The organism is Streptomyces cellostaticus (assembly GCF_001513965.1).
Lineage (GTDB): Bacteria > Actinomycetota > Actinomycetes > Streptomycetales > Streptomycetaceae > Streptomyces > Streptomyces cellostaticus.
On sequence record NZ_KQ948029.1, the window covers coordinates 1 to 24,521 of the forward strand.

The window sequence follows — 24,521 nt, forward strand, 5'->3', positions numbered from 1 at the left end:
CGCGGCGCCGCCGGGGAGACCTCCACGGCGTCCCGATCCAGATCACCGGCCCTGCCCCACCTCATGCTCCGGCGTCGTGTCCGCCGCCACTCCCGCCGACGGAGAGCCCTCCACGGCGTCCCGGTTCAGGACACCGGGCCTTGCCCGCACCGTCTGTTCCGGCGTGGTGCCCGCCGCCGCCGGCCAGCGGCGAGACCGGTTCGGGTGCGCGCGCTCGTGCCCGACGAGGCCGACCGGCCGCCGTGCCGGGGCTGGGGCTCGTGCCCGACCAAGCCGACCGACCGCGCGCCTGGGCCGGGGCTCCCGCCCGCCGAGGTCGGCCGGCCGCCGTGCCCGGCCCGCGGCCCGTGCCGTCACCCCGGTCCAGTGTCTGCGGCCGCGCGGCGGTGCTTCTCCGCCACGCGAGCGGGTCCGGGCGGTGAGGGGAATGTGACGGCAGGACCTTGCCGTCGGCCTCCTCGTGTTCGGGCCGGCGGCTCGACCGTGGCTCGTGCCGGGCCGTGGTGTGCCACTGGTCGTACTCCACCGGGCCACGTGCCCGGCCCTACGGGTATTCCGACGAGGCACGAGCCGCTCCGGCGAAAGTGGCCGATGAGCCGAGTTCGGCCGCAACGGCGGCACGCTCCGTGAGAACACGGGCACCGCCGTGCCCCAGGAGGCTGAGGCAGGAGTTCCCGTATGACCGTGACCTTGACCGCCGGCAGCGACGGAAGTCAGCGAGGCGACGGGATCTCCGGGCAGCGGCAGCGAAATCGACACCTCCGAGTTCGCTGCTCGCGGCCCCCTCGCCGACGTCCCCGTTCTCTCGCCGCCGCGGCCGGCACCCCCTGACGCGCCGCCACCCCCCAGCCGTTCCCCCGCCCGACCGGCCGCCGTACCCCCTACAAGGAACCTGGAGAGCCATGTCCCGCCGCCTGTTCACCTCGGAGTCCGTGACCGAGGGTCACCCCGACAAGATCGCCGACCAGATCAGCGACGTCATCCTGGACGCGCTGCTGCGCGAGGACCCGGCGTCCCGCGTCGCCGTCGAGACGCTCATCACCACCGGCCAGGTGCACGTGGCGGGCGAGGTCACGACCACGGCGTACGCGGACATCCCGGCCCTGGTGCGCGACAAGATCCTCGAGATCGGCTACGACTCCTCGAAGAAGGGCTTCGACGGCGCCTCCTGCGGCGTCTCGATCTCCATCGGCGCGCAGTCCCCGGACATCGCGCAGGGCGTCGACACCGCGTACGAGAAGCGGGTCGAGGGTGACGACGACGAGCTGGACAAGCAGGGCGCGGGCGACCAGGGCCTGATGTTCGGCTACGCCAGCGACGAGACCCCGAACCTGATGCCGCTGCCGGTCGAGCTGGCCCACCGCCTCTCGCGCCGCCTGGCCGAGGTCCGCAGGGACGGCACCGTCCCCTACCTGCGCCCGGACGGCAAGACCCAGGTCACCATCGAGTACCAGGGCAGCCGCCCGGTCCGCCTCGACACGGTCGTGGTCTCCTCGCAGCACGCGAGCGACATCGACCTGGGCTCGCTGCTCACGCCCGACATCCAGGAGCATGTCGTGCAGTACGTCCTCGACAAGCTCGCGGAGGACGGCATCAAGCTGGAGACCGAGGGTTACCGGCTGCTGGTCAACCCGACCGGCCGGTTCGAGATCGGCGGTCCGATGGGCGACGCCGGCCTGACCGGCCGCAAGATCATCATCGACACCTACGGCGGCATGGCCCGCCATGGCGGCGGCGCCTTCTCCGGCAAGGACCCGTCCAAGGTGGACCGTTCGGCCGCGTACGCGATGCGCTGGGTCGCCAAGAACGTCGTGGCGGCGGGCCTGGCCTCCCGCTGTGAGGTTCAGGTCGCCTACGCCATCGGCAAGGCCGAGCCGGTCGGCCTGTTCGTCGAGACCTTCGGCACCGCGACCGTTCCGCAGGCCGACATCGAGCGGGCCATCTCCGAGGTCTTCGACCTGCGCCCGGCCGCCATCATCCGCGACCTCGACCTGCTCCGCCCGATCTACTCCCAGACTGCCGCCTACGGCCACTTCGGCCGCGAACTGCCCGACTTCACCTGGGAGAAGACCGACCGCGCCGAGCGGCTCAAGGCCGCGGCCGGACTCTGACCCGCCCTCACCAACCGACGACCGGCCCCAGACCGGCCGGCCGGCCGAACGGCCTCTGCCTCGGCCCACGCACCCAACGGGAGTGCTCACGTGCGTATCGCGGTGTCCGGCTCGATCGCCACGGACCATCTGACGGTGTTTCCCGGGAGGTTCACGGACCAGCTGATCCCCGGTCAACTGGACCATGTCTCCCTGTCGTTCCTCGTCGACGACCTCGAAGTACGGCACGGCGGCGTCGCCGCCAACATCGCCTTCGGGCTCGGCGGCCTCGGCCTCAGACCGCTCCTGATCGGTGCGGTCGGCACCGACTTCGGGCCGTACGAGGTCTGGCTCAAAGACCACGGCGTCGACACCGGCGGCGTCCTGGTCTCCGACGAACGGCAGACCGCCCGGTTCATGTGCACCACCGACCAGGACGCCAACCAGATCGCCGCGTTCTACACGGGCGCCATGGCCGAGGCGCGCGACATCGACCTGGCGGCCCTGGTCGGGGACTCCTCGGCCGACCGCGGCGCCCGGCCGGACCTGGTCCTGATCGCGCCCAACGATCCCGAGGCGATGGTCCGCCACACCCGGCAGTGCCGGGAGCTCGGCATCCCGTTCGCCGCCGACCCCTCGCAGCAGCTCGCCCGCCTCGACGGCGCGCAGGTGCGAGACCTGGTGGACGGCGCCCGCTGGCTCTTCACCAACGAGTACGAGGCCGCCCTGCTGCTCGAACGCACCGGCTGGACCCAGGACGAGGTGCTCGACCGGGTCGGCACCTGGATCATCACGCTCGGCGAGCACGGCGCTCGCGCCGAACGCGCGGACGGCACCTCCCTCCACGTCCCCGCCGTGCCCGACGTCCCGGTCGCCGATCCGACCGGCGTCGGCGACGCGTTCCGGGCCGGCTTCCTCGCCGCCACCGTCCGGGGCCTGCCCCTGACGGCCGCGGCCCGGCTCGGCTGTGCGGTCGCGGCCGAGGTGATCCGCACCGTCGGATCCCAGACGTACGAGGCCACCCCCGGCCGGCTCCTCGCCAACCTCACGGCCGCGTACGGCCCCGATGCCACCGCGGAGATCGCACCCCACCTGGGGGCGGTCGCGCGCGAGGGCGGCGACGCCTCGTGACGGCGGTGCCCGAAACCCTCAGGGAGGCACTCGCCACCCGGGTGGTGGTGGCGGACGGCGCGATGGGCACGATGCTCCAGGCGCAGGACCCGAGTCTGGACGATTTCGAGCAGCTGGAGGGCTGTAACGAGATCCTCAACGTCACCCGGCCGGACATCGTGCGGTCGGTGCACGAGGCGTACTTCGCGGTCGGTGTCGACTGCGTGGAGACGAATACGTTCGGCGCCAACCACGCCTCCCTGGGCGAGTACGACATCGCGCACCGGATCTTCGAGCTGTCGGAGGCGGGTGTGCGGATCGCCCGCGAGGTGGCCGATGAGTTCACCGCCTCGACGGGTCAGCAGCGCTGGGTGCTGGGCTCGATGGGGCCGGGCACGAAGCTGCCCACCCTCGGCCACGTCCCGTACACCACGCTGCGCGACGCCTACCAGCAGAACGCGGAGGGCATGATCGCCGGTGGCGCGGACGCGCTGCTGGTGGAGACGACGCAGGACCTGCTCCAGACCAAGGCGGCGATCCTGGGCGCCCGGCGTGCCCTGGAGGCGGCCGGGGCGGATCTGCCGGTGATCTGCTCGGTGACCGTGGAGACGACCGGCACCATGCTGCTCGGCTCCGAGATCGGCGCGGCGTTGACGGCGCTGGAGCCGCTGGGCATCGACATGATCGGCCTGAACTGCGCCACCGGTCCGGCCGAGATGAGCGAGCACCTGCGCTACCTGGCCCGGCACTCCCGCATCCCGCTTTCCTGCATGCCGAACGCCGGTCTGCCGGTGCTGGGCAAGGACGGGGCGCACTATCCGCTGTCGCCCGGGGAGCTGGCGGACGCGCAGGAGACGTTCGTCTCCGACTACGGGCTGTCGCTGGTGGGCGGCTGCTGCGGTACGACGCCGGAGCATCTGCGGCAGGTCGTGGAGCGGGTCCGTGGCACGCAGCCCACGTTGCGTGATCCGCAGCCCGAGCCCGGGGCGGCGTCGTTGTACCAGACGGTGCCGTTCCGCCAGGACACCTCGTACATGGCGATCGGTGAGCGCACCAACGCCAACGGGTCGAAGAAGTTCCGCGAGGCCATGCTGGAGGGTCGCTGGGACGACTGTGTGGAGATGGCCCGCGACCAGATCCGCGAGGGCGCGCACATGCTCGACCTGTGCGTGGACTACGTCGGCCGCGACGGCGTCGCCGACATGCACGAGCTGGCCGGCCGTTTCGCCACCGCCTCCACGCTGCCGATCGTGCTGGACTCGACCGAGGTCGACGTCATCCAGGCCGGGTTGGAGAAGCTGGGCGGCCGCGCGGTCATCAACTCCGTCAACTACGAGGACGGCGACAGCCCCGACTCCCGCTTCGCCAAGGTCACCGAGCTCGCCCAGGAGCACGGGGCGGCGCTGATCGCGCTGACCATCGACGAGGAGGGGCAGGCCCGCACCCCGGAGAAGAAGGTGGAGATCGCCGAACGGCTGATCGCAGACCTGACCGGGAACTGGGGGATCCACGAGTCGGACATCCTCATCGACACGCTCACGTTCACGATCTGCACCGGGCAGGAGGAGTCCCGCAAGGACGGTATCGCCACCATCGACGCGATCCGCGAGCTGAAGCGCCGGCATCCGGACGTGCAGACGACGCTGGGCCTGTCCAACATCTCCTTCGGCCTCAACCCGGCCGCCCGCATCCTCCTCAACTCCGTCTTCCTGGACGAGTGCGTCAAGGCGGGCCTGGACTCGGCGATCGTGCACGCCTCCAAGATCCTGCCCATCGCCCGCTTCGACGAGGAGCAGGTGCAGACCGCCCTCGACCTGATCTACGACCGTCGCCGCGAGGGCTACGACCCCCTCCAGAAGCTCATGCAGCTTTTCGAGGGCGCCACCGCGAAGTCCCTGAAGGCCGGCAAGGCCGAGGAACTGGCCGCGCTGCCGCTCGAGGAGCGCCTCAAGCGCCGCATCATCGACGGCGAGAAGAACGGCCTGCAGCAGGACCTGGACGAGGCCCTGCAGGAACGCAAGGCGCTGGACATCGTCAACGACACCCTGCTGGAGGGCATGAAGGTCGTCGGCGAGCTGTTCGGCTCCGGCCAGATGCAGCTGCCGTTCGTCCTCCAGTCCGCCGAGGTCATGAAGAACGCGGTCGCCCACCTCGAACCGCACATGGAGAAGTCGGACGCCGAGGGCAAGGGCACCATCGTGCTGGCCACCGTGCGCGGTGACGTGCACGACATCGGCAAGAACCTCGTGGACATCATCCTGTCCAACAACGGCTACAACGTGGTCAACCTCGGCATCAAGCAGCCCGTCTCCGCGATCCTGGAGGCGGCCGAGGAGCACAAGGCCGATGTGATCGGCATGTCGGGGCTGCTGGTGAAGTCCACGGTGATCATGAAGGAGAACCTGGAGGAGCTCAACCAGCGCAAGCTGGCGGCGACCTACCCGGTGATCCTCGGCGGCGCCGCCCTCACCCGCGCCTACGTCGAACAGGACCTGCACGAGATCTACGAGGGCGAGGTCCGCTACGCCCGCGACGCCTTCGAGGGCCTGCGCCTGATGGACGCCCTGATCGCGGTCAAGCGCGGAGTGCCCGGAGCCACCCTGCCCGAGCTGAAGCAACGCCGCGTACCACGGCGGGAACTGACCGTCGAGGAACCCGAGGACGTCGGCCGCTCGGACGTCGCCACCGACAACCCCGTGCCGGCCCCACCGTTCTGGGGCACCCGTGTCATCAAGGGCATCCAGCTCAAGGAGTACGCGTCCTGGCTGGACGAGGGTGCCCTGTTCAAGGGCCAGTGGGGGCTCAAGGGTGACAGCATCGAGAGCGAGGGCCGGCCGCGGCTGCGGATGTGGCTCGACCGGCTGCGGACGGAGAACCTGCTCGAAGCAGCCGTGGTCCACGGCTACTTTCCTTGTGTGTCCAAGGGCGACGACCTGATCATCCTGGACGAGACAGGCAGCGAGCGGACCCGCTTCACCTTCCCCCGCCAGCGCCGCGGCCGCCGGCTGTGCCTGGCCGACTTCTTCCGCCCGGAGGAGTCGGGGGAGACGGACGTGGTCGGGCTCCAGGTGGTCACCGTGGGCTCGAGGATCGGTGAGGCCACGGCCGAGCTGTTCGCCTCCGACTCCTACCGCGACTACCTCGAACTGCACGGCCTGTCCGTGCAGTTGGCCGAGGCGCTCGCCGAGTACTGGCACGCCCGCGTCCGCGGCGAACTCGGCATCGACGGCAGCGATCCGTCGGCGATGGAAGGCATGTTCCGCACGGAGTACCAGGGCTGCCGCTACTCGCTCGGCTACCCGGCCTGCCCCGACCTGGAGGACCGCGCCAAGATCGCGCAGCTCCTCGGACCGGAGCGGATCGGCGTCCACCTGTCGGAGGAGTTCCAGCTCCACCCCGAGCAGTCCACCGACGCCATCGTCGTCCACCACCCCGAGGCCAGCTACTTCAACGCCGGAGGCCGCGCATGACGACGTTCTCCTTCGAGTTCTTCCCGCCGAAGACGGCCACGGGCGAGCAGGCTCTGTGGCAGGCCGTCCGCCGCATCGAACCGCTCGCTCCCGACTTCGTGTCCGTCACCTACGGTGCGGGAGGCTCCTCACGGGAGCGCACCATCGAGGTCACCAAACGGATCGTGTCCGAGACGACGCTGCGCCCGGTGGCGCACCTGACGGCCGTCGGGCACTCGGTGGCCGAACTGCGCCGCATCATCGGCCAGTACGCGGACGCCGGAGTGCGCGACGTGCTCGTGCTGCGCGGCGACCCGCCCGGCGACCCCAAGGGGCCGTGGGAGCCGCACCCGGATGGCTTCACCCACGCGTACCAACTGGTCGAACTCGTGCGATCCCTGGGGGAGTTCACCATCGGGGTGGCGGCGTTCCCGGAGCAGCACCCGCGCTCGCCCGACTGGGACAGCGACATCCGGCACTTCGTGGCCAAGTGCCGCGCGGGCGCGGACTACGCCATCACCCAGATGTTCTTCGACGTGGAGGACTACGTGCGGCTGCGCGACCGGGTCGCGGCGGCGGGCTGCACGACGCCGATCATCCCGGAGATCATGCCGGCCACCGACGTCCGGCAGATCCGGCGCTTCGCCGAACTCTCCGACGCCGCCTTCCCGGAGGATCTGGCCCACCGTCTCGAAGCCGCCCGCGAGCGGCCCGACGACGCATACCGGATCGGGGTCGACCACGCCACCGCCATGGCGGACCGGCTGCTCGCCGAGGGTGCCCCCGGCCTGCACTACATCACGCTCAACAAGTCCACAGCTGCGTTGGACATCCACCGCAACGTACTGAACAGCACAAGGAGCCTTCATGCCCGCTGAGTTCACCGACTTCAAGGTCGCCGACCTCTCCCTGGCCGAGTTCGGCCGCAAGGAGATCACGCTGGCCGAGCACGAGATGCCGGGCCTGATGGCGATCCGCAAGGAGTACGCCGACGCCCAGCCGCTGGCCGGGGCCCGCATCACCGGCTCGCTCCACATGACGGTCCAGACGGCCGTGCTCATCGAGACCCTGGTTGCCCTGGGCGCCGAGGTCCGCTGGGTGTCCTGCAACATCTTCTCCACCCAGGACCACGCCGCTGCCGCGATCGCCGCCGCCGGCATCCCGGTCTTCGCCTGGAAGGGCGAGACCCTGGAGGAGTACTGGTGGTGCACCGAGCAGGCGCTGACCTGGCCGGGTCACGCGGGCCCGAACATGATCCTGGACGACGGCGGTGACGCCACCCTCCTCGTCCACAAGGGCGTCGAGTACCAGAAGACGGGCGAGCTGCCGGAGGCGTCCAACGAGGAACTCGCCGTCGTCCGCGCGCTGCTGGAGAACAGCACCATCGACTGGTCGGCCCTCGCCGCGCAGATCCGTGGGGTGACGGAGGAGACCACGACGGGTGTGCACCGTCTGTACGAGATGCAGCGCGACGGCACTCTGCTGTTCCCCGCGATCAACGTGAACGACGCGGTGACGAAGTCGAAGTTCGACAACAAGTACGGCTGCCGGCACTCGCTGGTGGACGGCATCAACCGGGCCACGGACGTGCTGATCGGCGGCAAGACCGCGGTCGTGTGCGGCTACGGCGATGTCGGCAAGGGCTGTGCGGAGTCGCTGCGCGGCCAGGGCGCCCGGGTGATCGTCACCGAGATCGACCCGATCTGCGCGCTGCAGGCGGCGATGGACGGCTACCAGGTCACCACGCTCGACGAGGTCGTCGAGACCGCCGACATCTTCATCACCACGACCGGCAACAAGGACATCATCATGGCCTCGGACATGGCCAGGATGAAGCACCAGGCGATCGTGGGGAACATCGGCCACTTCGACAACGAGATCGACATGGCCGGCCTGGCGAAGATCCCGGGGATCGTGAAGGACGAGGTCAAGCCGCAGGTCCACACCTGGAAGTTCTCCGACGGCAAGGTGATCATCGTGCTGTCCGAGGGCCGCCTGCTGAACCTCGGCAACGCCACCGGTCACCCGTCGTTCGTGATGTCCAACTCGTTCGCGGACCAGACGCTGGCCCAGATCGAGCTGTTCACCAAGCAGTCCGAGTACCCGGTCGGCGTGTACACGCTGCCCAAGCACCTGGACGAGAAGGTCGCCCGTCAGCACCTGGACGCGCTCGGCGTGAAGCTGACGACGCTGCGCCCGGAGCAGGCGGCGTACATCGGTGTCGCGGTCGAGGGCCCCTACAAGCCGGACCACTACCGCTACTGACCACCGATCACCGGGCACTGCCGCATACGAGGCCGCCGGGGCGCATTGCGCCTCGGCGGCTTACGGCGGCGCGGGCCGCTACAGTGCCGCCTCCAGCGCGAGGCAGGCTTCGTAGTCCGGCAGGATGCCCGACTCCAGCGCCTGGGCCAGGGTGGGGGCCGCGATGTCGCGGTCGGACAGGACCGGCTCGACGCCGTCGAGCGTGAGGGGCAGCCCGAGCGCCGGGTCCAGCGGGGAGACGGCGAGCTCGTTCTCCGCCACGTACGGCCCGGACATGAGGTACACCATCGTGGTGTCGTCCTCGTGGGCGACGAACACATGGCCCACTCCGACCGGCAGATACGTGGACCGGAAGCTCTCCTGGTCGAGCCGGACCGTGTCCCACGTGCCGAAGGTGGGCGACCCCACCCGGAGGTCGACGACGAAGTCGAGCGCCCGGCCCCGCCCGCAGTAGACGTGCTTGGCCATGCCCGGCGGCGTCGAGGTGAAGTGCACACCGCGCACCACACCTCGGCGCGACTGGCTCTGGCAGGTCTGGAAGACGGGGAAGCCGTGCCCGGTCGTCTCGGCGAACTGAGGTTGCTGATACGTCGTCACGAACAGGCCGCGACGGTCGGGGTACACCGTGGGGGTGAACTCGAAGGCGCCCTTGATGGCGAGTTCCCGGACGGTCGTGGGCGCTGTCGCGCCGGTCTGTCGAGTCGTCATCACAGCTGCCGGCGATCCGGTCACTCGCCCCACTTCATGTAGATGACCGGCGGCTCGCGGCCGGGCAGCTGGCGCAGGGGTGCGCAGTCGAGGCCGAAGACCTCCTGCAGCGCCGTGGTCTCACCGGGCCACTTGGGGTGGGCCAGCTCGTCGAACGCGAGGATGCTCCCCTTGGTCAGGTGCGGCCGGATCGCCTCCAGCAGTTCCTTGGTCGGCTGGTAGAGATCCAGGTCGAAGTAGGCCATGGCGACGACCGTCTCCGGGTTGTCCTCCAGGTACTGCGGAACGGTCTCGCGCACGTCGCCCTGGACGACGAAGGAGCGCTGGGTGTGCCCGAACGGCTCGGAGGCCTCGTGGGCCGCCAGGACCTCGCGCAGGTGGTCGACCTCGTTGTCCGGAACCGCGAAACGCCCGGGGACGGCGCTGGTGCTGACCTTGTCGACGTCCTTGATGTCCTCGGGGAAGCCGGTGAAGGTGTCGAAGCCGATGATGCGCCGCAGCGAGTTGTACGGCTCGTAGATGCTGCGCAGGGCCGTGAGCGTGGCCAGGTGACGGCCGTGCAGCACACCGAACTCCATGATGACGCCCGGGACTTCGGGCAGCATGCGGTACAGCGCGTCCATGGAGAGCAGGTCGGCGAGCTGGTGGCGGCGCAGGTAGACCGGCAGGTTGTCGATCAGGTACTTCGGCGGGATGGGGCTTTCGACGAGGAGCTTCGTGAGCCGCTCACGCGCGTCGCGTTCCTGATCCGACTCGTGGGGAACGATGCGCGGGTCGGTGAAGCCGTCCTTGGCCATGAGGGGCTGTTCCTTTCGACGGTGGGTCAGAAAAGCCAGAGCGTTGTCACGGTGGTTCAGCCACAGGTGGCGCGGGACGGTCGCGCAGGGGCGGCGATGCCGTACGGCACCGCCGCCCTCTGCCCCTACGGACCGTCCCCTGGGTGATCAACCCGGGGATCGTCCCACGGGGCGCTACGGCACAACAGCCGGATCAGCCGCGGATGGAGCCGTTCTCCAGGCGCACTGTGCGCCCGCTGAACCGCCGTTCGAGCATGCGGTCGTGGGAGACGACGACCAGTGCTCCCCGGTAGTGCGACAGGGCCTCTTCGAGGTCCTCCACCAGCGCCGGTGACAGGTGGTTCGTCGGTTCGTCGAGCACCAGCAGATCCGCCGGCTCGTGCAGGAGACGGGCCAGGGCGAGCCGCCGGCGCTGGCCGACGGACAGCCCGCCGACCGCGGTGGCCAGATCCGAGGGCCGGAAGAGCCCGAGGCCCAGGAGCGCCCCGCGATGTGCCTCGAGATCGCCGGGCAGGCCCTCGCGAAACGCGTCCAGGAGGCTGAGCCCGGGCGCGGTGACCGGTGTCTCCTGCGGCAGCCAGCCGGTGCTCGCCGGACGCGTGCCCGTGCCCCGGTCCGGTTCCAGATCGCCGACCAGCACCCGCAGCAGGGTGCTCTTGCCGGCTCCGTTGGGGCCGGTGATCAGGACGCGCTCCCCCGCAGACACCTCGAAGTCCGGCACCTGGAGCCGCTGTGCCACCTCGACCTGGTACAGCCCCGCGACCACCGAGGTGCCCGTGGAGTCGCCGCCCTTGATCCGGGGTGCGAAGCGCATCGGCTTCGGCGGGCGGGGGACCGGGTTCTCCTCCAGCCGGCGCAGCCGCTCCTTGGCGTTGCGCACGCGGGCGGAGATCTGCTTCTCCACGCTGCGCTGGTGACGGCCGTTCGTCCGGTCGGTGTTGGCCCGTGGCCCGGCGGCCATGTTGTCCGCCGCGGCGCGCGTCAGTTCGCGTTGGCGGGCCAGATCCTCCTTCCACTCCTGGTGCTGCTGCTCCCAGCGCAGCCGCAGCGTCGCCTTGGCCTTCACGTAGCCGGCGTAGCCGCCGCCGTGGCGGTGGACCGTGTGCCGCTCGGCGTCCACGTCCCACAGGGCCGTGGCCACCCGCTCCAGGAAGACGCGGTCGTGGGAGACGACCAGGATGCTGCCGCGGTGGGAGCGCAGGTGTTCCTCGAGCCATTCCAGCGCGTCCCGGTCCAGGTGGTTGGTGGGCTCGTCGAGCAGCATCAGCTGCGGTGCGGCGGCGAGCACACAGGCCAGGCCCAGCCGGGCCTGCTCGCCGCCGGACAGGCTGGCCAGCCGCCGGGTGCTGTCCACGGACGCCAGGCCCAGGCCGTGCATGGCGGCCTGCACCCGGGCGTCGGCCGCGTAGCCGTCCCGGGCCTCGAACGCCTCCATGAGATCGCCGTATGCGGCCAGCAGGGCCTCCAGCTCGTCGCCGTCGGCCTCGGCCATGGCCGCCTCGCAGCGGCGCAGTTCGTCCTCCAGCGCGCGCAGCTCGGCGAGCGCGTGGTCGATGGCGTCCCGCACGGTGTCGTCGGGCGCCAGCTCGGGGGTCTGCGGGAGGTAGCCGGTACCGCCCGGTGCATGCACCAGCACCCGGCCCCCGTCGGGCTTGTCCAGTCCGGCGATCAGGCGCAGCAGGGTGGACTTGCCCGAACCGTTCTCCCCGATGACGCCGATGCGTTCGCCCAGGGTCACGGACTGGTGCACGCCGTCCAGGAGGCGACGGGTGCCGAGGGAGTGCTGGATGTCGTCCAGGACCACCCGGAACCCGCCCGGCGACGACGCGTTCGGTTCCGGTCGGCGTTCCTCGACGAGCGAGGTTCCCGTGTGCGAAGAGGACGACGGGAGAAGGCTGTTCGTAGAAGTGGAGTTATGCATGATGCGCACGCCGTTTCATCCGTAGGTCAGAAAGAGGTCGACCGAGGGGAGCACTGCTCGAACGGGTGCCGGAGACAGGCATGACCGCATGGCACAGGACAGGAGACTGTCGTGAAAGACCAGTGCGGCGCTTGAACGGCGGGTCAACAGGCCGCTGGAGGAGCGGCACTCGCCGTGCCCGATGGCGCCCGGAGCCAGAAGTGCTCGCGGGGCGGCGTCAGATGTAGTAGAAGCCTGCGGCGGCGAATGAGGAAATCACGCACAGGACTTTAGCAGAGATCTTCGGTGGGGTGGGGCGAGATGGGGGAGAGAATCGGCCAAGTGCCGCCCGGAACTTCGCCGGACTTCTCCGGGAGCGGGGGATGTCGCTAGTGTCTGAGGTATGCATTTTCTTCAGATATGCGGCTGACGGGGGCTGTTGCGCCTCCTGTCCGTTCTTCGTATCGATACGCCGTAGCACTGAAATGAGCGAGCTCCCATGTCTCGTCGCCACATCGCGATGATCGGCAATCCCATCGTCAGCCACGTCCTGCCCGGCCTCGAGGTCATCCGTGAACTCGTGGCGCGGGGCCACCGGGTGACGTACGCAAACGCCCCGGACGTCGCCGATCTGATCAGGCCCACCGGCGCCGAGTTCGTCCCCTGCACCACCACCCTGCCGGTCGCCGACAACAACTGGCCGCACGACCCGATCGCCGCGATGACCCTCTTCCTCGACGACGCGATCCAGGCCCTTCCCCGGCTGCGCGCCCACTACGACGAGGACCCCGCCGACCTCTACCTGTACGACATCGGGTCCTACGCGGGCCGTGCGCTCGCCGAGGCGCAGAACCGCCCGTTCGTGCAGCTGTCCCCGTCGTACGTGTCGTGGGAGGGCTACCGGCAGGAGGTCGCAGACCGCCTGATGCAGTTGCCGGGCGCCGACGCCTACCGGCAGAAGTTCGCCTCCTGGCTGGCCGGGAGCGGAGCGGCCACGCGGGACGTGGACGCCTTCAGCGGCCTGCCCGAGCGGACCATCGCGCTGATCACCAAGGCCATGCAGCCCCACGCCGACCGGGTGAACACCGACGTGGTGACCTTCGTCGGCCCCTGTCTCGGGGACCGCTCCGAGCAGGGCGGCTGGACCCGGCCGGCGGGTGCCGAGAAGGTGCTGCTGGTCTCCCTCGGCTCCGCCTACACCCAGCAGCCGGAGTTCTACCGCCGGTGCCTGGCGGCCTTCGGCGGTCTGACCGGCTGGCACGTGGTCCTCCAGATCGGCAGGCACACCGACGCGGGGGAGCTCGGCGAGATCCCGTCCAACGTCGAGGTGCACACCTGGGTGCCGCAGCTGGCGATCCTGGAGCAGGCCGACGCCTTCGTCACCCACGCAGGCATGGGCGGCAGCAGCGAGGGGCTCTACACGGGCGTGCCGATGATCGCGGTGCCGCAGGGCGCCGAGCAGTTCGGCAACGCCGACCAGCTCGTCAGGCTCGGCGTGGCCCGGCGTATCGACACCGGCGACGCCACCGCCGATACTCTGCGCAGGGCGCTGCTGGAGCTCACCGCCGACCCGCAGGTCCGCCGCCGCTCGGACGCGCTCCGCGCCGAGCTGCGGGCCGAGGGCGGGACCGAGCGGGCCGCCGACCTCATCGAGGCCGCCCTGGCCTGAGCCGCCCGACCGTCGCATCGGCCGGTGGCTCCCGCCCGCGGGGCGAGCGGCACTGTGTCACATGACGGGGCGAGCGGCCCTGTGTCCACATGACGGAGCGAGCGGCAAGGAACGAGGAGGGCGGCCGTGGACAGGGTGCGGATGGGCGTGCTGGGCTGCGCGGACATCGCCTGGCGGCGCATGCTGCCCGTACTCGCGGGCCATCCCTGCGTCGAGGTGGTCGCGATCGGGAGCCGGGACGCGGCCAAGGCGGCGGCGTTCGCCCGGCGGTTCGGCGGTGCACCGGTGACCGGTTACGAAGCCGTGCTCGACCGGTCCGACGTCGACGCCGTCTACGTCCCGCTGCCACCCGCGCTCAACGCCGACTGGACCCGGCGGGCACTGGAGGCGGACAAGCACGTCCTGAGCGAGAAACCGCTGACTGTCACCGCACGGCAGGCCTCGGAGCTGTACGAACTCGCCCGTGCCCGCGGCCGGGCACTGTTCGAGAACTACATGTTCCTCTGCCACCCCCAGCACCAGGTGGTCGATGACCTGCTCGCCGCCGGACGGATCGGGGAACTCCGTTCCCTGACGGCCGAGTTCACCATCCCCGGCAAGCCGGCGGACGACATCCGCCACCGCCGTGACCTGGGCGGCGGCGCGCTCACCGGCATCGGCGTCTATCCGCTGCGCACGGCCTTGCGCTACTTCGGCCCCGGCCTCGAAGTGGCCGGCGCGTACCTGAAGCAGGACCCGCACACCGGTGTCGACACCGGCGGGGCGGCGCTGCTCACGGCACCCGACGGTGCGGTGGCGCACCTCGGCTTCGGACTGGAGCACGCCTACCGCTGCCGGTACGAGCTCACCGGCTCCAGGGGGCGCATCATCGTGCCCAGGGCCTACACGCCGCCCGCGGACCACACCGCGGTCGTCCACCTCGAACGGGACGGATCGAGCGAGGAGTTCCCCGTGCCCCCGCACGAGCAGTTCAGCTCCGTGGTGACGGCCTTCGTCGAGGGCATCCGTTCGGGCGCCCCGTCCCCGCTCACCGGCCGGGCACTGGCGGACCAGGCCCGGCTGGTCGAGGAGTCGTACGCCGTCGCGCGGCGCGGCGACTGAGGTACCGGCCCGTCCTCGTGCGCGCATCCCCAAAGCAGTGGGCGAGGCCGCCGCTCATGTGCCGATGAAGGCGCTCTCGAACCGTTCTCGAGCCGCGCGAGCCATGGTGGCGATCGGCCCAGCAGCGTCACCCGCGCCCTAGGCCCCCACGCATGACGTACTGGTGCGTGACCAGGAGACAAAGGCCGCTGGTCCGCTCCCGCACGATCACCCACGCCTAGTGCCCTAGGAGCGCCATGCCGAGTCCGCAGACGACACTCGAAAGACCCCGCGCCACCCTCCCCGCAACAACCGGCTTCCGCCCCGACATCCAGGCGCTGCGCGCCCTGGCCGTGGGACTCGTCGTCTTCACCCACGTGTGGCCGACCCAGCTCACCGGCGGCTTCGTCGGTGTCGACGTCTTCTTCGTCATCTCCGGTTACCTCATCAGCACCCAGCTGATCCGCGAGATCGACAGCACCGGCCGCGTCCGGATCGCGGACTTCTACGCACGACGCGTACGCCGCCTGCTGCCCGCCGCCTTCCTGGTGCTGATCAGCGTCGTCGTCGCCGTGCGCGCCCTCGTCCCGCGCGACCGCTGGGCCGACAACGCCGACCAGGTGATGGCCAGCGCTCTGTACGTGCAGAACTGGCTGCTCGGCGCGCATCCCATCGACGTCACCAAGGTCACCGCGGTGGCGAGTTACTGGTCCCTGTCGGTCGAGGAGCAGTTCTACCTGTGCTGGCCGCTGCTCCTCCTGCTGCTGTTCAAGCTGCGGGCACCCTGGGCGCGCCTCGCGAGCATCACAGGCCTGGGGCTCGCCTCACTGGTCTGGTGCATCCACCTCACCACGGCTGACCCCGTCTCGGCGTACTTCATCACACCGGTCCGTGTATGGGAGTTCGTGATCGGCGCAGTGGTCGCGCTGGTCGGGGCGAGGTTCACCCTGCCCACCATCGCGGCCAACGCAGCCTCACTGCTCGGTTTCGCCGCGATCGTGGGCTCGGCAGTCCACCTCACCGGCCTGACGCCCTACCCCGGCTCCGCCGCGCTGATACCGACCCTGGGCGCTGCCCTGGTCATCGCCGGCGGCACCAGCCCGGGGCGGCAATGGCACACCGTGCTGACCTCGTCGAAGCCCGTACAACTCCTCGGCGACATCAGCTACTCGCTGTATCTGTGGCACTGGCCGCTGCTCATGCTGGCGCCACTGGCCGTATCCGGAGGAGTCCTCACCTCCCCGGTGCGCCTGGGCATCGTGGCGGCGGCACTGCTGCTGGCGTACGCATCGAAGCGCCTGGTCGAAGACCCGATCCGTACCTGGCCCCTCCTGGCGGGCAGCGCCCGGCTGACCTTCGTCGCCATGGCGGCCGGCCTGGCCACGGTCTGCCTGACGGCCGCCGGCCTCCTCCTGTGGACCTGACTCACCTGACCGCAACCCGCGACCGGGTCGCCGCGCCTGCCGCGCGGCGGCCCGGTCCGGGCTGAGCCGCTCGACGGCCGGCCGGTCAGTGCGCCAGTGCCCGGCGCCGGGCCACGGCCGAGACGACGTCGTCGACGGCCCGGCGCAGGGGAACCCCGGGCTCCCACCCGGTCACGTTCCGGAAATCCGAGGAGTCGATGTCGAGGTCGCGGAAGTCGCCGGTCTCGGCGTAGTCGGGGGGATCCACCGACAGCACCGGAACGGGCGGCCGTCCGGTGTGGCGGGCCGCGCTGTCGGCGATGGCCCGGAACAGATCGCCGAGTGCGACGACGTGCCCGCCCACCGCGCAGGCCCGGCCGTTCAGGTCCGCCGCGTGGTCCAGCGCGGTGGTGAAGGCGCGGGCCGCGTCACTCACGTCGAGGAATTCGCGCCGCATGGTGCCGTCGTGCCACAGGGTGAGGGCCTCGCCGGACAGGGCCCGGTCGGCCATCGCGGGTGTCACGCCGGCGTCGCTGCCGACGGTGGTGGGCAGGCGCAGCGCGATGCCACGGACGGTGCCGCGGGCCGCGGCGTCGAGCAGGTGCCGCTCGGCGGCGGCCTTCTGCCGGGCGTAGGCGCTGCGCTGGGGGCCGCTGTCCGTCGTCTGGTTGGTGCCGGCCAGGACGACGGTCGGGCCGGGCCCTGCGCCGGGTGCCGCGGCGCACCGCGCGATCACCTCACGCACCAGGTCCACGTTCACCCGCTCCGTCTCCGGGTCCGAGGCCGCGGACCGCCACGAGCCCTGGCCCGCCATACGGGCGACCAGGTGGATGACCGCGTCGGCGCCGCTGACCGCGTCGGCGACGGCGCCCTCCTCGGTGAGGTCGGCCCGCATCACCTCCGTCACCGCCCGGCCGCCGGCCGGCACGGCGAAGGGGCCGCGCGCCACCGCGCGCAGCCGGATCCGACGGCGGGAGAGCTCCCGCACCACGGCGGAACCGATGTACCCGGAGGCGCCCAGGACGACGACCAGGGGAGGGCGGGAGGTGTCCCGCCCGGTGCCGGAGGAAAGGGGACCGGCCATTGCTGTTGCCTCTTTTCGTGGCGTGCTGCCGCCACGCGCCCTCAAGGACTGCTCGTCCCCGGATCCAGGGGAGATCGGCACGCGTGTGCAGGGGCCGGGCGCGGCGACAGAATCGTCAACTGTCCGTCAATGGATATCGAGTCTGAGGGAGTTGTCCATGCGTGTGCTCATCCCGGCGTTCGCGCACACCTCGCATTTCCATGGCCTCGTGCCTCTCGCGGGGGCCTTGCGTGCCGCGGGGCATGACGTGCGCGTGGCCAGTCAGCCCGGATTCGCGGACACGATCACCGGTGCCGGGCTCACCGCCGTACCGGTGGGGGCGGATCACCGGCTGCTCGAGGCGATGCAGGAGAAGGGCGCGGAACTCCAGAAGTACTCCGCGAACATCGACCTGTCCCGCCCGGAAGGGTTCGACTGGGACTATCTGTTCAATCTGTTCGACTTGTCCGTTCCCTATTTCTACTCGGTGATCAACGACGACTCTTTCGTCGAAGGGCTCGTCGAGTACGCCCGTCATTGGCAGCCGGACCTGGTGCTGTGGGAGCCGTACACGTTCGCCGGAGCGATCGCCGCCCGGGCGTGCGGCGCCGCCCACGCCCGGGTTCTGGGCGCGAGCGACCTGAACGCCTACTTCCGCCGGGCATTCGTCGAGCGGCTCGGCGAGCGGCCCGCCGGCGAGCGCCCCGACCCGCTGCGGGACTGGCTGACCGACGCCGCCGGACGGTACGGGGTGTCCTACGACGAGGAGCTGGTGGTCGGCCAGTGGACCGTCGACATGCTGCCCGAGCGTTTCCGGCTCGACCTGTCGCTGCCGACGGTGCCCCTGCGTTACGTGCCCTACAACGGCGCCGCCGTCGTCCCGGACTGGCTGAAGACGGCCGGGACCCGGCGGCGGGTGTGCCTGACGACGGGGTCCACCGGGACCAGCTTCACCGCCGACCCGGCGGTCTTCCACCGCTACCTCCAGGTCCTCGCGGAGGTCGACGCGGAGATCGTCGTCACCGCCGACGCCGCCGCTCTCCAGGAGGCCGGCCCCTTGCCGGAGAACGTCCGGGCCGTCGGCTTCGCCCCCCTGGACGTCCTGCTGGAGGACTGTTCGGCGGTGATTCACCACGGCGGCTTCGGCACCTGGTCGACGGCCCTGTATCACGGGGTGCCGCAGGTCATGGTGCCGTTCGTGTGGGACACCGTCCTGCGGGCGCAGCAGACGGCGGCCGCGGGCGCGGGCCTGTACCTGAGGGAGGGCGAGGTGACGGCCGAGGAACTCCGCGACAGCGTGGCCCGGGTACTCGCCGAACCCTCGTTCCTCGACCAGGCCCGCCGGCTGCGGGACGAGGTCCGCGCCGAGCCCAGCCCCCGGGACGTGGTGACCGTCCTGGAGGAAATCACCGCAGGTCACCGGGGCGTCGGCACGGTGGCGGCCGCCGGCTGAGCCCGGGGCCGGGCGGTGCGCTCACGCCGTGCCGCCCGTGCCCAGCAGGCCCCGGTGCGCCGCCCAGCCGTCGGCGATGTCCTGTTCCAGCTGGTTGAGCCGGGCGGTCACGACCTGGTCGAAACCGTCGAGGAAGTACTCGTCGCCGGGCCGCGGCTCGATGTGCGGATTCCTCTCGACGAACTCGCGGACCACGTCGTGCAGGCTCCTGGTCGGGGTGACGCGTCCGGCGATGTAGCGGCGCGCGCCCTCGAGTTCGGGGAACCCCGACTCGCGGTAGAGGTAGACATCGCCCAGGAGGTCGACCTGCACCGCGACCTGCGGATGCGCCGCGCCGCGCATGGTCTGCGGGGTAATGCGCAGCAGTTCGGCGTCCACCCCGGCGCGCAGGCTCTCCAGCGCGTACCCGAGATCGATGTTCAGCGCGGGGGTGCGCTCCGCTGCGTAGGCGGTGAAGTCCCGCAGCGCGTCGCGCAGTTGGGTGCGCTCGTCGGCCGCCAGCCGGCCGTCGTCACGGCCGCTGTAGTCCTCGCGCACCGTCACGAAGTCCAGGGGACGGCCGGGGGAGTGCTCGTTCAGCTCGGCCACGAAGTCCACCAGGTCCATGAGCCGATCGGCCCTGCCGGGCAGGACGATGTAGTTGAGGCCGAGCCGCAGCGGGGCCTGCCGTGCGGCCCGCTCGGCCATGAAGGAACCCAGGTTCTCCTTGACCCGCCTGAAGGCGCGCGGTTTGGTCGTGGTGGCTTCGTACTCGGTGTCGTTCAGGCCGTACAGCGAGGTACGGATCGCGTGCAGCGACCACAGTCCCGGCTGGCGCTCCAGCGTCCTGTCGGTGAGCGCGAAGGCGTTGGTGTACAGCGTCATGTCGAGTCCGCGCCGGCCGCCGCGCGCCGCCAGTTCGCCGAGCCCCGGGTTGGTGAGCGGTTCGAGCCCGCCGGAGAAGTAGACCGTCGAGGGCTGCGTGTCGGGTACCTCGTCGATGACGGAGGCGAACATGGCGTTGCCCTCGTCCAGGACGGAGGCGTCGTAGCGCGCACCGGTGACACGGACACAGAAGTGGCAGCGGAACATGCAGGTCGGCCCCGGGTACAGGCCCACGCTGTAGGGGAAGGCCGGACGCCCGTGCACCACCGCGTCGAGCGCGCCCGTGCGTTCCAGCGGAAGGATGGTGTTGGTCCAGTACTTCCCCTCCGGCGCCCGCTGGACGGCCGTTGCGAGCTCGGGTATGCGGCCGAAGAGGTCGAGAGTTGCGGCGAAGGCCGCCCGGTCCACGCCCAGCAGCCGCCGGGCCTGCTCCAGGGGGGTGAACGGATGGGAGCCGAACCGCTCGGCCAGGCCGACGAGGTGCTCCGCCCGTTCCAGGGCCCCCTCGCCGGTGTCGCCGAGGAGTGACAGACGGGTGCGCAGTGCGCGGATCGCCGCGGCACGGTCACTGCCGGGGCGTGCCACGTCTTCGATCGCCTGCGCGGGCGCTTCCGCTTGGGCGGTGTCCACGAGAACTGTTACCTCCGGGTCGGGCTGTTGACGGATGGCGCTCATGCGGGCACTGCCCCGGCCCACATCGCGTCGATCTGCTCGCCGCGCTCCGCGGCGAGCCGGATGATGCTGCTCACCCGGCGGATGTCCTCGAAGGACACCGACGGTCCGGTGGGAAGCGCGAGCACCCGCTCGGACAGGCGCTCGGTGTGCTCGAGCCGCAGCGGGGGATCGGTCCGGTAGGCGGGCATCAGGTGGCAGGGGGGCGAGAAGTACAGCTGGGGGAAGACCTTCTCGGCCTGCAGCAGCGTCTGCAGCCGGTCGCGGTGCAGACCGGTGACGGCGTGGTCCGTCAGCAGGATCACGTACTGGTGGTTGTTGCGCTCGCTCTCGTCGAAGGGCAGCACCTCGATGCCGGGGACCCCGCTCAGTTCCGACCGGTAGAGGGCGTGGTTCTCGCGGTTGCGCTCGCGGGTCTCGCCGAAGGCGTCGAGGGAGGTCAGGCCCATGGCGGCCGAGCACTCGCTCATCTTGGCGTTCATGCCGACGGCGGTCACGGACTTGTTCCGGTCGATGCCGAAGCTGCGCAGGGCCACGAGCTGTTCGGCGAGCTCGCCGTCGTCGGTGGTCACCGCGCCGCCCTCGAAGGACATGACCGTCTTGGTGGCGTGGAAGCTGAACACCTCCGCGTTGCCGAAGCCGCCGATGGGCCGGTCGCCGGAGGTGCAGCCGAAGGCGTGCGCCGCGTCGAAGAACAGTTTCACCCCGTGTTCCGCGGCCAGCTTCTCCAGCTCGGTCACCGGTGCCGCCCGGCCCCACAGGTGTACGCCGACGATGGCTCCGGTGGCGGGGGTGATGAGCTCGGCGACCCGCGCCGGGTCGAGGCAGCCGGTGACCGGGTCGACATCGCAGAACACCGGCTCGAGACCGATCCAGCTCGCCGAGTGGGGAGTGGCCGCGAAGGTCAGCGAGGGCATGATGACCTGTCCGGTGACGCCCGAGGCCCGCAGCACCAGTTGGAGCGCCGCGGTGGCGTTGCAGGTGGCGACGCAGTACCGCACGCCGGTGATGTCGGCGATACGGCCCTCCAGCTCAGTGGCGAGCGGGCCGCCGTTGGTCAGCCATTCGTTGTCCAGGGCCCATTCGAGGCGGGCGAGGAACCGTGCCCGGTCGCCGACGGTGGGCATGCCCACCAGGAGCGGGCGCAGGAATGCCGCCGGACCGCCGAAGACCGCGAGATCGGTGAGGGCACGCTTCATCGCTCACCGCCAGGAGACGGGCAGCTCGACCGGACCCCGCATGAAGACATGACGCCATGTCAACTCGGAGTCGGGAACCGCCAGTTCCAGTGTCGGGAAACGCTTCAGCAGGACGTCGAAGGCGATCTCCGCCTCCGCCCGGGCCAGCGCGGCGCCGAGGCAGTAGTGGATGCCATGGCCGAAGGTGAGATGGCTGCCGTCGTTCCGGTCGACCCGGAAGGACTGCGGGTCCTCGAACCGGGCCGGATCGCGGTTGGCGGCGGCCAGGTTGATCAGGACCGTGCTCTGCGCGTCGATGGACACCCCGCCGATCTCGACGGGCTCCAGGGTGTGCCGGCTCGTCATCTCGATCGGCGCCATGTAGCGCAGGATCTCCTCCACGGCGGGCCCCGTCAGGGCGTCGTCCGTGCGGAGCCGGGCGAGCTGGTCGGGGTGGGTCAGCAGGAGGAAGGCCCCCGTGCCGAGCACGTTCACCGTGGTCTCGATCCCGGCGACGAGCAGGAGGAACACCGTCGAGATCAGTTCGGCCTCGGAGAGGCGGTCCCCGGAGTCGCGCAGGTCGACCAGGGCCGACAGCAGGTCGTCGCCCGGCTCCTCGCGCCGGCGGCGGACCAGGGACCGGACGCACTCGAAGAGGCTGCGGTAGGAGACGGCGTTGCGCTCGGCGAACGCCGGGTCGCTCTCGACGACGTGCTGGGACCAGGTCTGGAAGTCCGCGCGGTCCTCCTCGGGCACGCCGAGCAGTTCGCACATGACGGTGAGCGGGAGCGGGCGGGCGAGCGCGCTCACCAGGTCCCCGCCGCCGGTGGCGGCGAACTTCTCCAGCAGGTCCTCGGCGATCTCCTGGATCCGCGGCCGCAGCGCGTTGATGCGCCGCATGGTGAATTCCCGGGAGACGAGCTTGCGCAGCCGGCCGTGGTCCGGCTCGTCGCTGCGGAACATGTTCCGCTGGAAGTACTCGATCAGGTCGGCCGGTATACCCGTGGCCGCCGAGAGGTCGATGTCCGACTGCTTCGTGGGGTCGTTGCTGAGCCGGGGGTCGCTCAGCGCGGCCCGTACGTCCTCGTAGCGGTTCACGAGCCAGACGAAGGAGCCGTCGTAGAAGCGCACCTTGGTGACCGGACGCTGCTCGAGAATGTCCCGGTAGGTCGCGTACTGGTCGGTGTGGAAGAGCTCGCTGCTCAGGTCCAGAACCTCGGGCAGTTGCGGCTGGTTCATGGTGTCCTTTCACCAGTGAGGGATTCGGATCGCCCGGGAACGCGGGGCGGCTCGTGATGCACGCGGACAGCTGCCGAAGGGCGGCTCCAGCGGCGCATGGCGGGCATCTCGACCGCGGTGTGCAGGAGCCAGGCGGCGGCCCAGCAGACGAAGAACAGCACCACCGCCAGGCCGGTCAGCGCGAGCAGGCCCGGCCGGAAGTCGTCCGGCAGCACCGCGGTGAAGCAGGCCGTCAGGATCATGTGGTGCACGAGGTAGAAGGCGAAGGAGAGTTCGCCGAGCCGTACCAGGCGTGGATGGCGTGCCAGGGAGGGGAGGTTCTGCCGGTCCCGGGAGGCGGCCGAGGCGATGAGCACGGCCAGCGGGATGACGGTCGCGCTCGCCATCGCCCACAGGTGGGGCAGCTTGGTGACCATCGTGGTGATCCCGGCCACCGCGTAGCCGACGACGCACAGGGCGGCGGCGAGCCGGACGCTGACGACGGGCCACATCCCGTTCTGGACGAGGAGGGCGAGCACGATGCCCAGCGCGAACTCCAGGAGGCGCACGGGGGGCGCCGTGTAGACGACCCAGAACTGCGTGAGGGTCCAGCCCGCCAGGGGCATGGGCTTGCCGGGCAGCAGAACGGCCAGCTGGGGAACGGCCATGATCAGGGCGGTCACCAGGCCCGCGGCCGGCCACAGCCGGCGGCTCGGCAGTCGGCGCAGCGCCCGGAACAGGAACGGGAACAGCAGGTAGAAGAACAGCTCGCAGGCGAGCGTCCATGAGATCGGGTTGACCGTGGCGGTGAGGATCATGTGGGGCGCCCACGCCTGCACGAGGAAGAGGGCGGCGACGGTCGTCCCCACGGACACGGTGCCGGTGGTGAGGGCCAGGACGAGACCGGCCGACCACGTCACGACATGGCTGGGGTAGATCTTCACCAGCCGCCGTCGCCAGAAGCCCCGGACGGTGTCACCCGGCCGCGCCGCGTAGGTCAGGACGAACCCGCTGAGGACGAAGAAGAAGGAGACCCCGACCGGTCCGGCCGGCAGCAGGAAGTAGGCCAGGTTCCGCGAGGCGGCGTCGGTCTGCGGGTTGAACTGACTCAACGCATGGCAGAGGAACACCAGAAAAGCGGCGAAGAACCGCAGCCCGGTCAGCGACGGCAGCCGGTCGGCCTGACTCGGGGAAAGCTTGGGAGATGTGTCCGCGGGTAGCAAGGCTCACCGGCCTTTCTCTTGGTTGCCGCTGTCCGGGAAAGCTGCTCGGATTCCGGTGGGGGGAATCTTTCTGCAGGTCAGTTGAATCCGGCTAAAGGGAAGCTCGAGGATCGATGCCGTTCTGCAAAATGCGGCGGATCGGTCAAGTGAGATTCAATTGGCTCGTGATGGCCATGGGTGTACGTTCAAATGGCCCCTGATCAAAGGTAGTCGATCGTTTATGGCTCGCGGGGGCGAATGTTCTTTTCTGCGGCTTGCGCAGCACGTCGGCCGGGTCGCGGTCGAGGTGGTCGGAATTTCCGTAGGCCATGTTTTGCACAGGCCCGCTCCCTGGTGACGCGCGGACGACTAGGAGTCAGGTGTGAAAGGCAGTTCCCTT

Annotated in this window: 18 protein-coding genes; 9 read left to right on the plus strand and 9 right to left on the minus strand. The window is 70.4% G+C overall.

The genetic code is table 11. The annotated features are described in order from the left end of the window. Positions 1-902 precede the first annotated feature (902 nt). The 5 genes from metK (at position 903) to ahcY (ending at position 8,914) form a co-directional block, all read left to right on the plus strand. Positions 903-2,111 carry a methionine adenosyltransferase gene (gene metK / locus AQI88_RS25855; RefSeq protein ID WP_067003633.1) on the plus strand — a complete coding sequence of 403 codons (1,209 nt, stop codon included), beginning with the start codon at positions 903-905 and terminating at the stop codon, positions 2,109-2,111. A 90-nt stretch (positions 2,112-2,201) separates the two neighbouring features. After that, the gene (locus tag AQI88_RS25860; RefSeq protein WP_067003635.1) at positions 2,202-3,221 is read left to right on the plus strand and encodes a carbohydrate kinase family protein; all 1,020 of its coding nucleotides are present in this window, start codon (positions 2,202-2,204) and stop codon (positions 3,219-3,221) included. Positions 3,222-3,226: 5 nt separating this feature from the next. Continuing rightward, on the plus strand, positions 3,227-6,670 hold the full coding sequence (gene metH, locus AQI88_RS25865) for a methionine synthase (RefSeq protein ID WP_244184308.1): 3,444 nt from the start codon (positions 3,227-3,229) through the stop codon (positions 6,668-6,670). Continuing rightward, the gene (gene metF, locus AQI88_RS25870) at positions 6,667-7,527 is read left to right on the plus strand and encodes a methylenetetrahydrofolate reductase [NAD(P)H] (RefSeq protein ID WP_067003639.1); all 861 of its coding nucleotides are present in this window, start codon (positions 6,667-6,669) and stop codon (positions 7,525-7,527) included. Before metH ends, metF begins: the two co-directional genes overlap by 4 nt. After that, complete coding sequence (gene ahcY / locus AQI88_RS25875) at positions 7,517-8,914, plus strand: adenosylhomocysteinase (protein WP_067003641.1); 1,398 nt, start codon at positions 7,517-7,519, stop codon at positions 8,912-8,914. Before metF ends, ahcY begins: the two co-directional genes overlap by 11 nt. 78 nt (positions 8,915-8,992) lie before the next feature. Here ahcY and AQI88_RS25880 read toward each other — a convergent pair whose 3' ends face one another. The 3 genes from AQI88_RS25880 to AQI88_RS25890 all read right to left on the minus strand — a co-directional run bounded on the left by AQI88_RS25880 (position 8,993) and on the right by AQI88_RS25890 (position 12,340). Beyond that, positions 8,993-9,622: a dTDP-4-dehydrorhamnose 3,5-epimerase family protein gene (locus AQI88_RS25880; RefSeq protein ID WP_067003642.1), complete on the minus strand. Its 630-nt coding sequence runs from the start codon at positions 9,620-9,622 to the stop codon at positions 8,993-8,995. Positions 9,623-9,642: 20 nt separating this feature from the next. After that, entirely contained in the window at positions 9,643-10,419 is a 777-nt protein-coding gene (locus AQI88_RS25885) for a class I SAM-dependent methyltransferase (protein WP_067003644.1), read from the minus strand. A 193-nt stretch (positions 10,420-10,612) separates the two neighbouring features. Beyond that, positions 10,613-12,340 carry a TlrC/CarA/OleB/SrmB family ABC-F type ribosomal protection protein gene (locus AQI88_RS25890; protein WP_079057811.1) on the minus strand — a complete coding sequence of 576 codons (1,728 nt, stop codon included), beginning with the start codon at positions 12,338-12,340 and terminating at the stop codon, positions 10,613-10,615. Between the two features lie 478 nt (positions 12,341-12,818). Between AQI88_RS25890 and AQI88_RS25895 the strand changes: the two genes are divergently transcribed. The 3 genes from AQI88_RS25895 to AQI88_RS25905 all read left to right on the plus strand — a co-directional run bounded on the left by AQI88_RS25895 (position 12,819) and on the right by AQI88_RS25905 (position 16,492). Next, positions 12,819-13,988 carry a macrolide family glycosyltransferase gene (locus tag AQI88_RS25895; RefSeq protein WP_067003646.1) on the plus strand — a complete coding sequence of 390 codons (1,170 nt, stop codon included), beginning with the start codon at positions 12,819-12,821 and terminating at the stop codon, positions 13,986-13,988. Between the two features lie 126 nt (positions 13,989-14,114). After that, the gene (locus tag AQI88_RS25900) at positions 14,115-15,089 is read left to right on the plus strand and encodes a Gfo/Idh/MocA family protein (protein ID WP_244184310.1); all 975 of its coding nucleotides are present in this window, start codon (positions 14,115-14,117) and stop codon (positions 15,087-15,089) included. Positions 15,090-15,325: 236 nt separating this feature from the next. Further along, positions 15,326-16,492, plus strand: coding sequence for an acyltransferase family protein (locus AQI88_RS25905; protein WP_067003648.1), 1,167 nt, complete (start codon positions 15,326-15,328; stop codon positions 16,490-16,492). Positions 16,493-16,577: 85 nt separating this feature from the next. On the opposite strand, the gene AQI88_RS25910 is transcribed toward AQI88_RS25905, so the two are convergent. Further along, positions 16,578-17,555 (minus strand): NAD-dependent epimerase/dehydratase family protein, encoded by a 978-nt coding sequence (locus tag AQI88_RS25910; RefSeq protein ID WP_067003650.1) that lies wholly within the window; start codon positions 17,553-17,555, stop codon positions 16,578-16,580. Between the two features lie 157 nt (positions 17,556-17,712). Here AQI88_RS25910 and AQI88_RS25915 point away from each other — a divergent pair, with 157 nt between their 5' ends. Continuing rightward, complete coding sequence (locus tag AQI88_RS25915) at positions 17,713-18,987, plus strand: activator-dependent family glycosyltransferase (protein WP_067003652.1); 1,275 nt, start codon at positions 17,713-17,715, stop codon at positions 18,985-18,987. 21 nt (positions 18,988-19,008) lie between these two features. Here AQI88_RS25915 and desII read toward each other — a convergent pair whose 3' ends face one another. From desII to AQI88_RS46075, 5 genes are all read right to left on the minus strand, one after another. After that, complete coding sequence (gene desII / locus AQI88_RS25920; RefSeq protein WP_079057812.1) at positions 19,009-20,526, minus strand: dTDP-4-amino-4,6-dideoxy-D-glucose ammonia-lyase; 1,518 nt, start codon at positions 20,524-20,526, stop codon at positions 19,009-19,011. Next, positions 20,523-21,722 (minus strand): dTDP-4-dehydro-6-deoxyglucose aminotransferase, encoded by a 1,200-nt coding sequence (locus tag AQI88_RS25925; protein ID WP_067003656.1) that lies wholly within the window; start codon positions 21,720-21,722, stop codon positions 20,523-20,525. Before AQI88_RS25925 ends, desII begins: the two co-directional genes overlap by 4 nt. Positions 21,723-21,725: 3 nt before the next feature. Next, positions 21,726-22,940 (minus strand): cytochrome P450 family protein, encoded by a 1,215-nt coding sequence (locus AQI88_RS25930; RefSeq protein ID WP_067003658.1) that lies wholly within the window; start codon positions 22,938-22,940, stop codon positions 21,726-21,728. After that, positions 22,937-24,142: an acyltransferase family protein gene (locus AQI88_RS25935; protein WP_079057800.1), complete on the minus strand. Its 1,206-nt coding sequence runs from the start codon at positions 24,140-24,142 to the stop codon at positions 22,937-22,939. Before AQI88_RS25935 ends, AQI88_RS25930 begins: the two co-directional genes overlap by 4 nt. 142 nt (positions 24,143-24,284) lie before the next feature. Then, on the minus strand, positions 24,285-24,461 hold the full coding sequence (locus tag AQI88_RS46075) for a hypothetical protein (RefSeq protein ID WP_159050393.1): 177 nt from the start codon (positions 24,459-24,461) through the stop codon (positions 24,285-24,287). Positions 24,462-24,521: the final 60 nt, after the last annotated feature.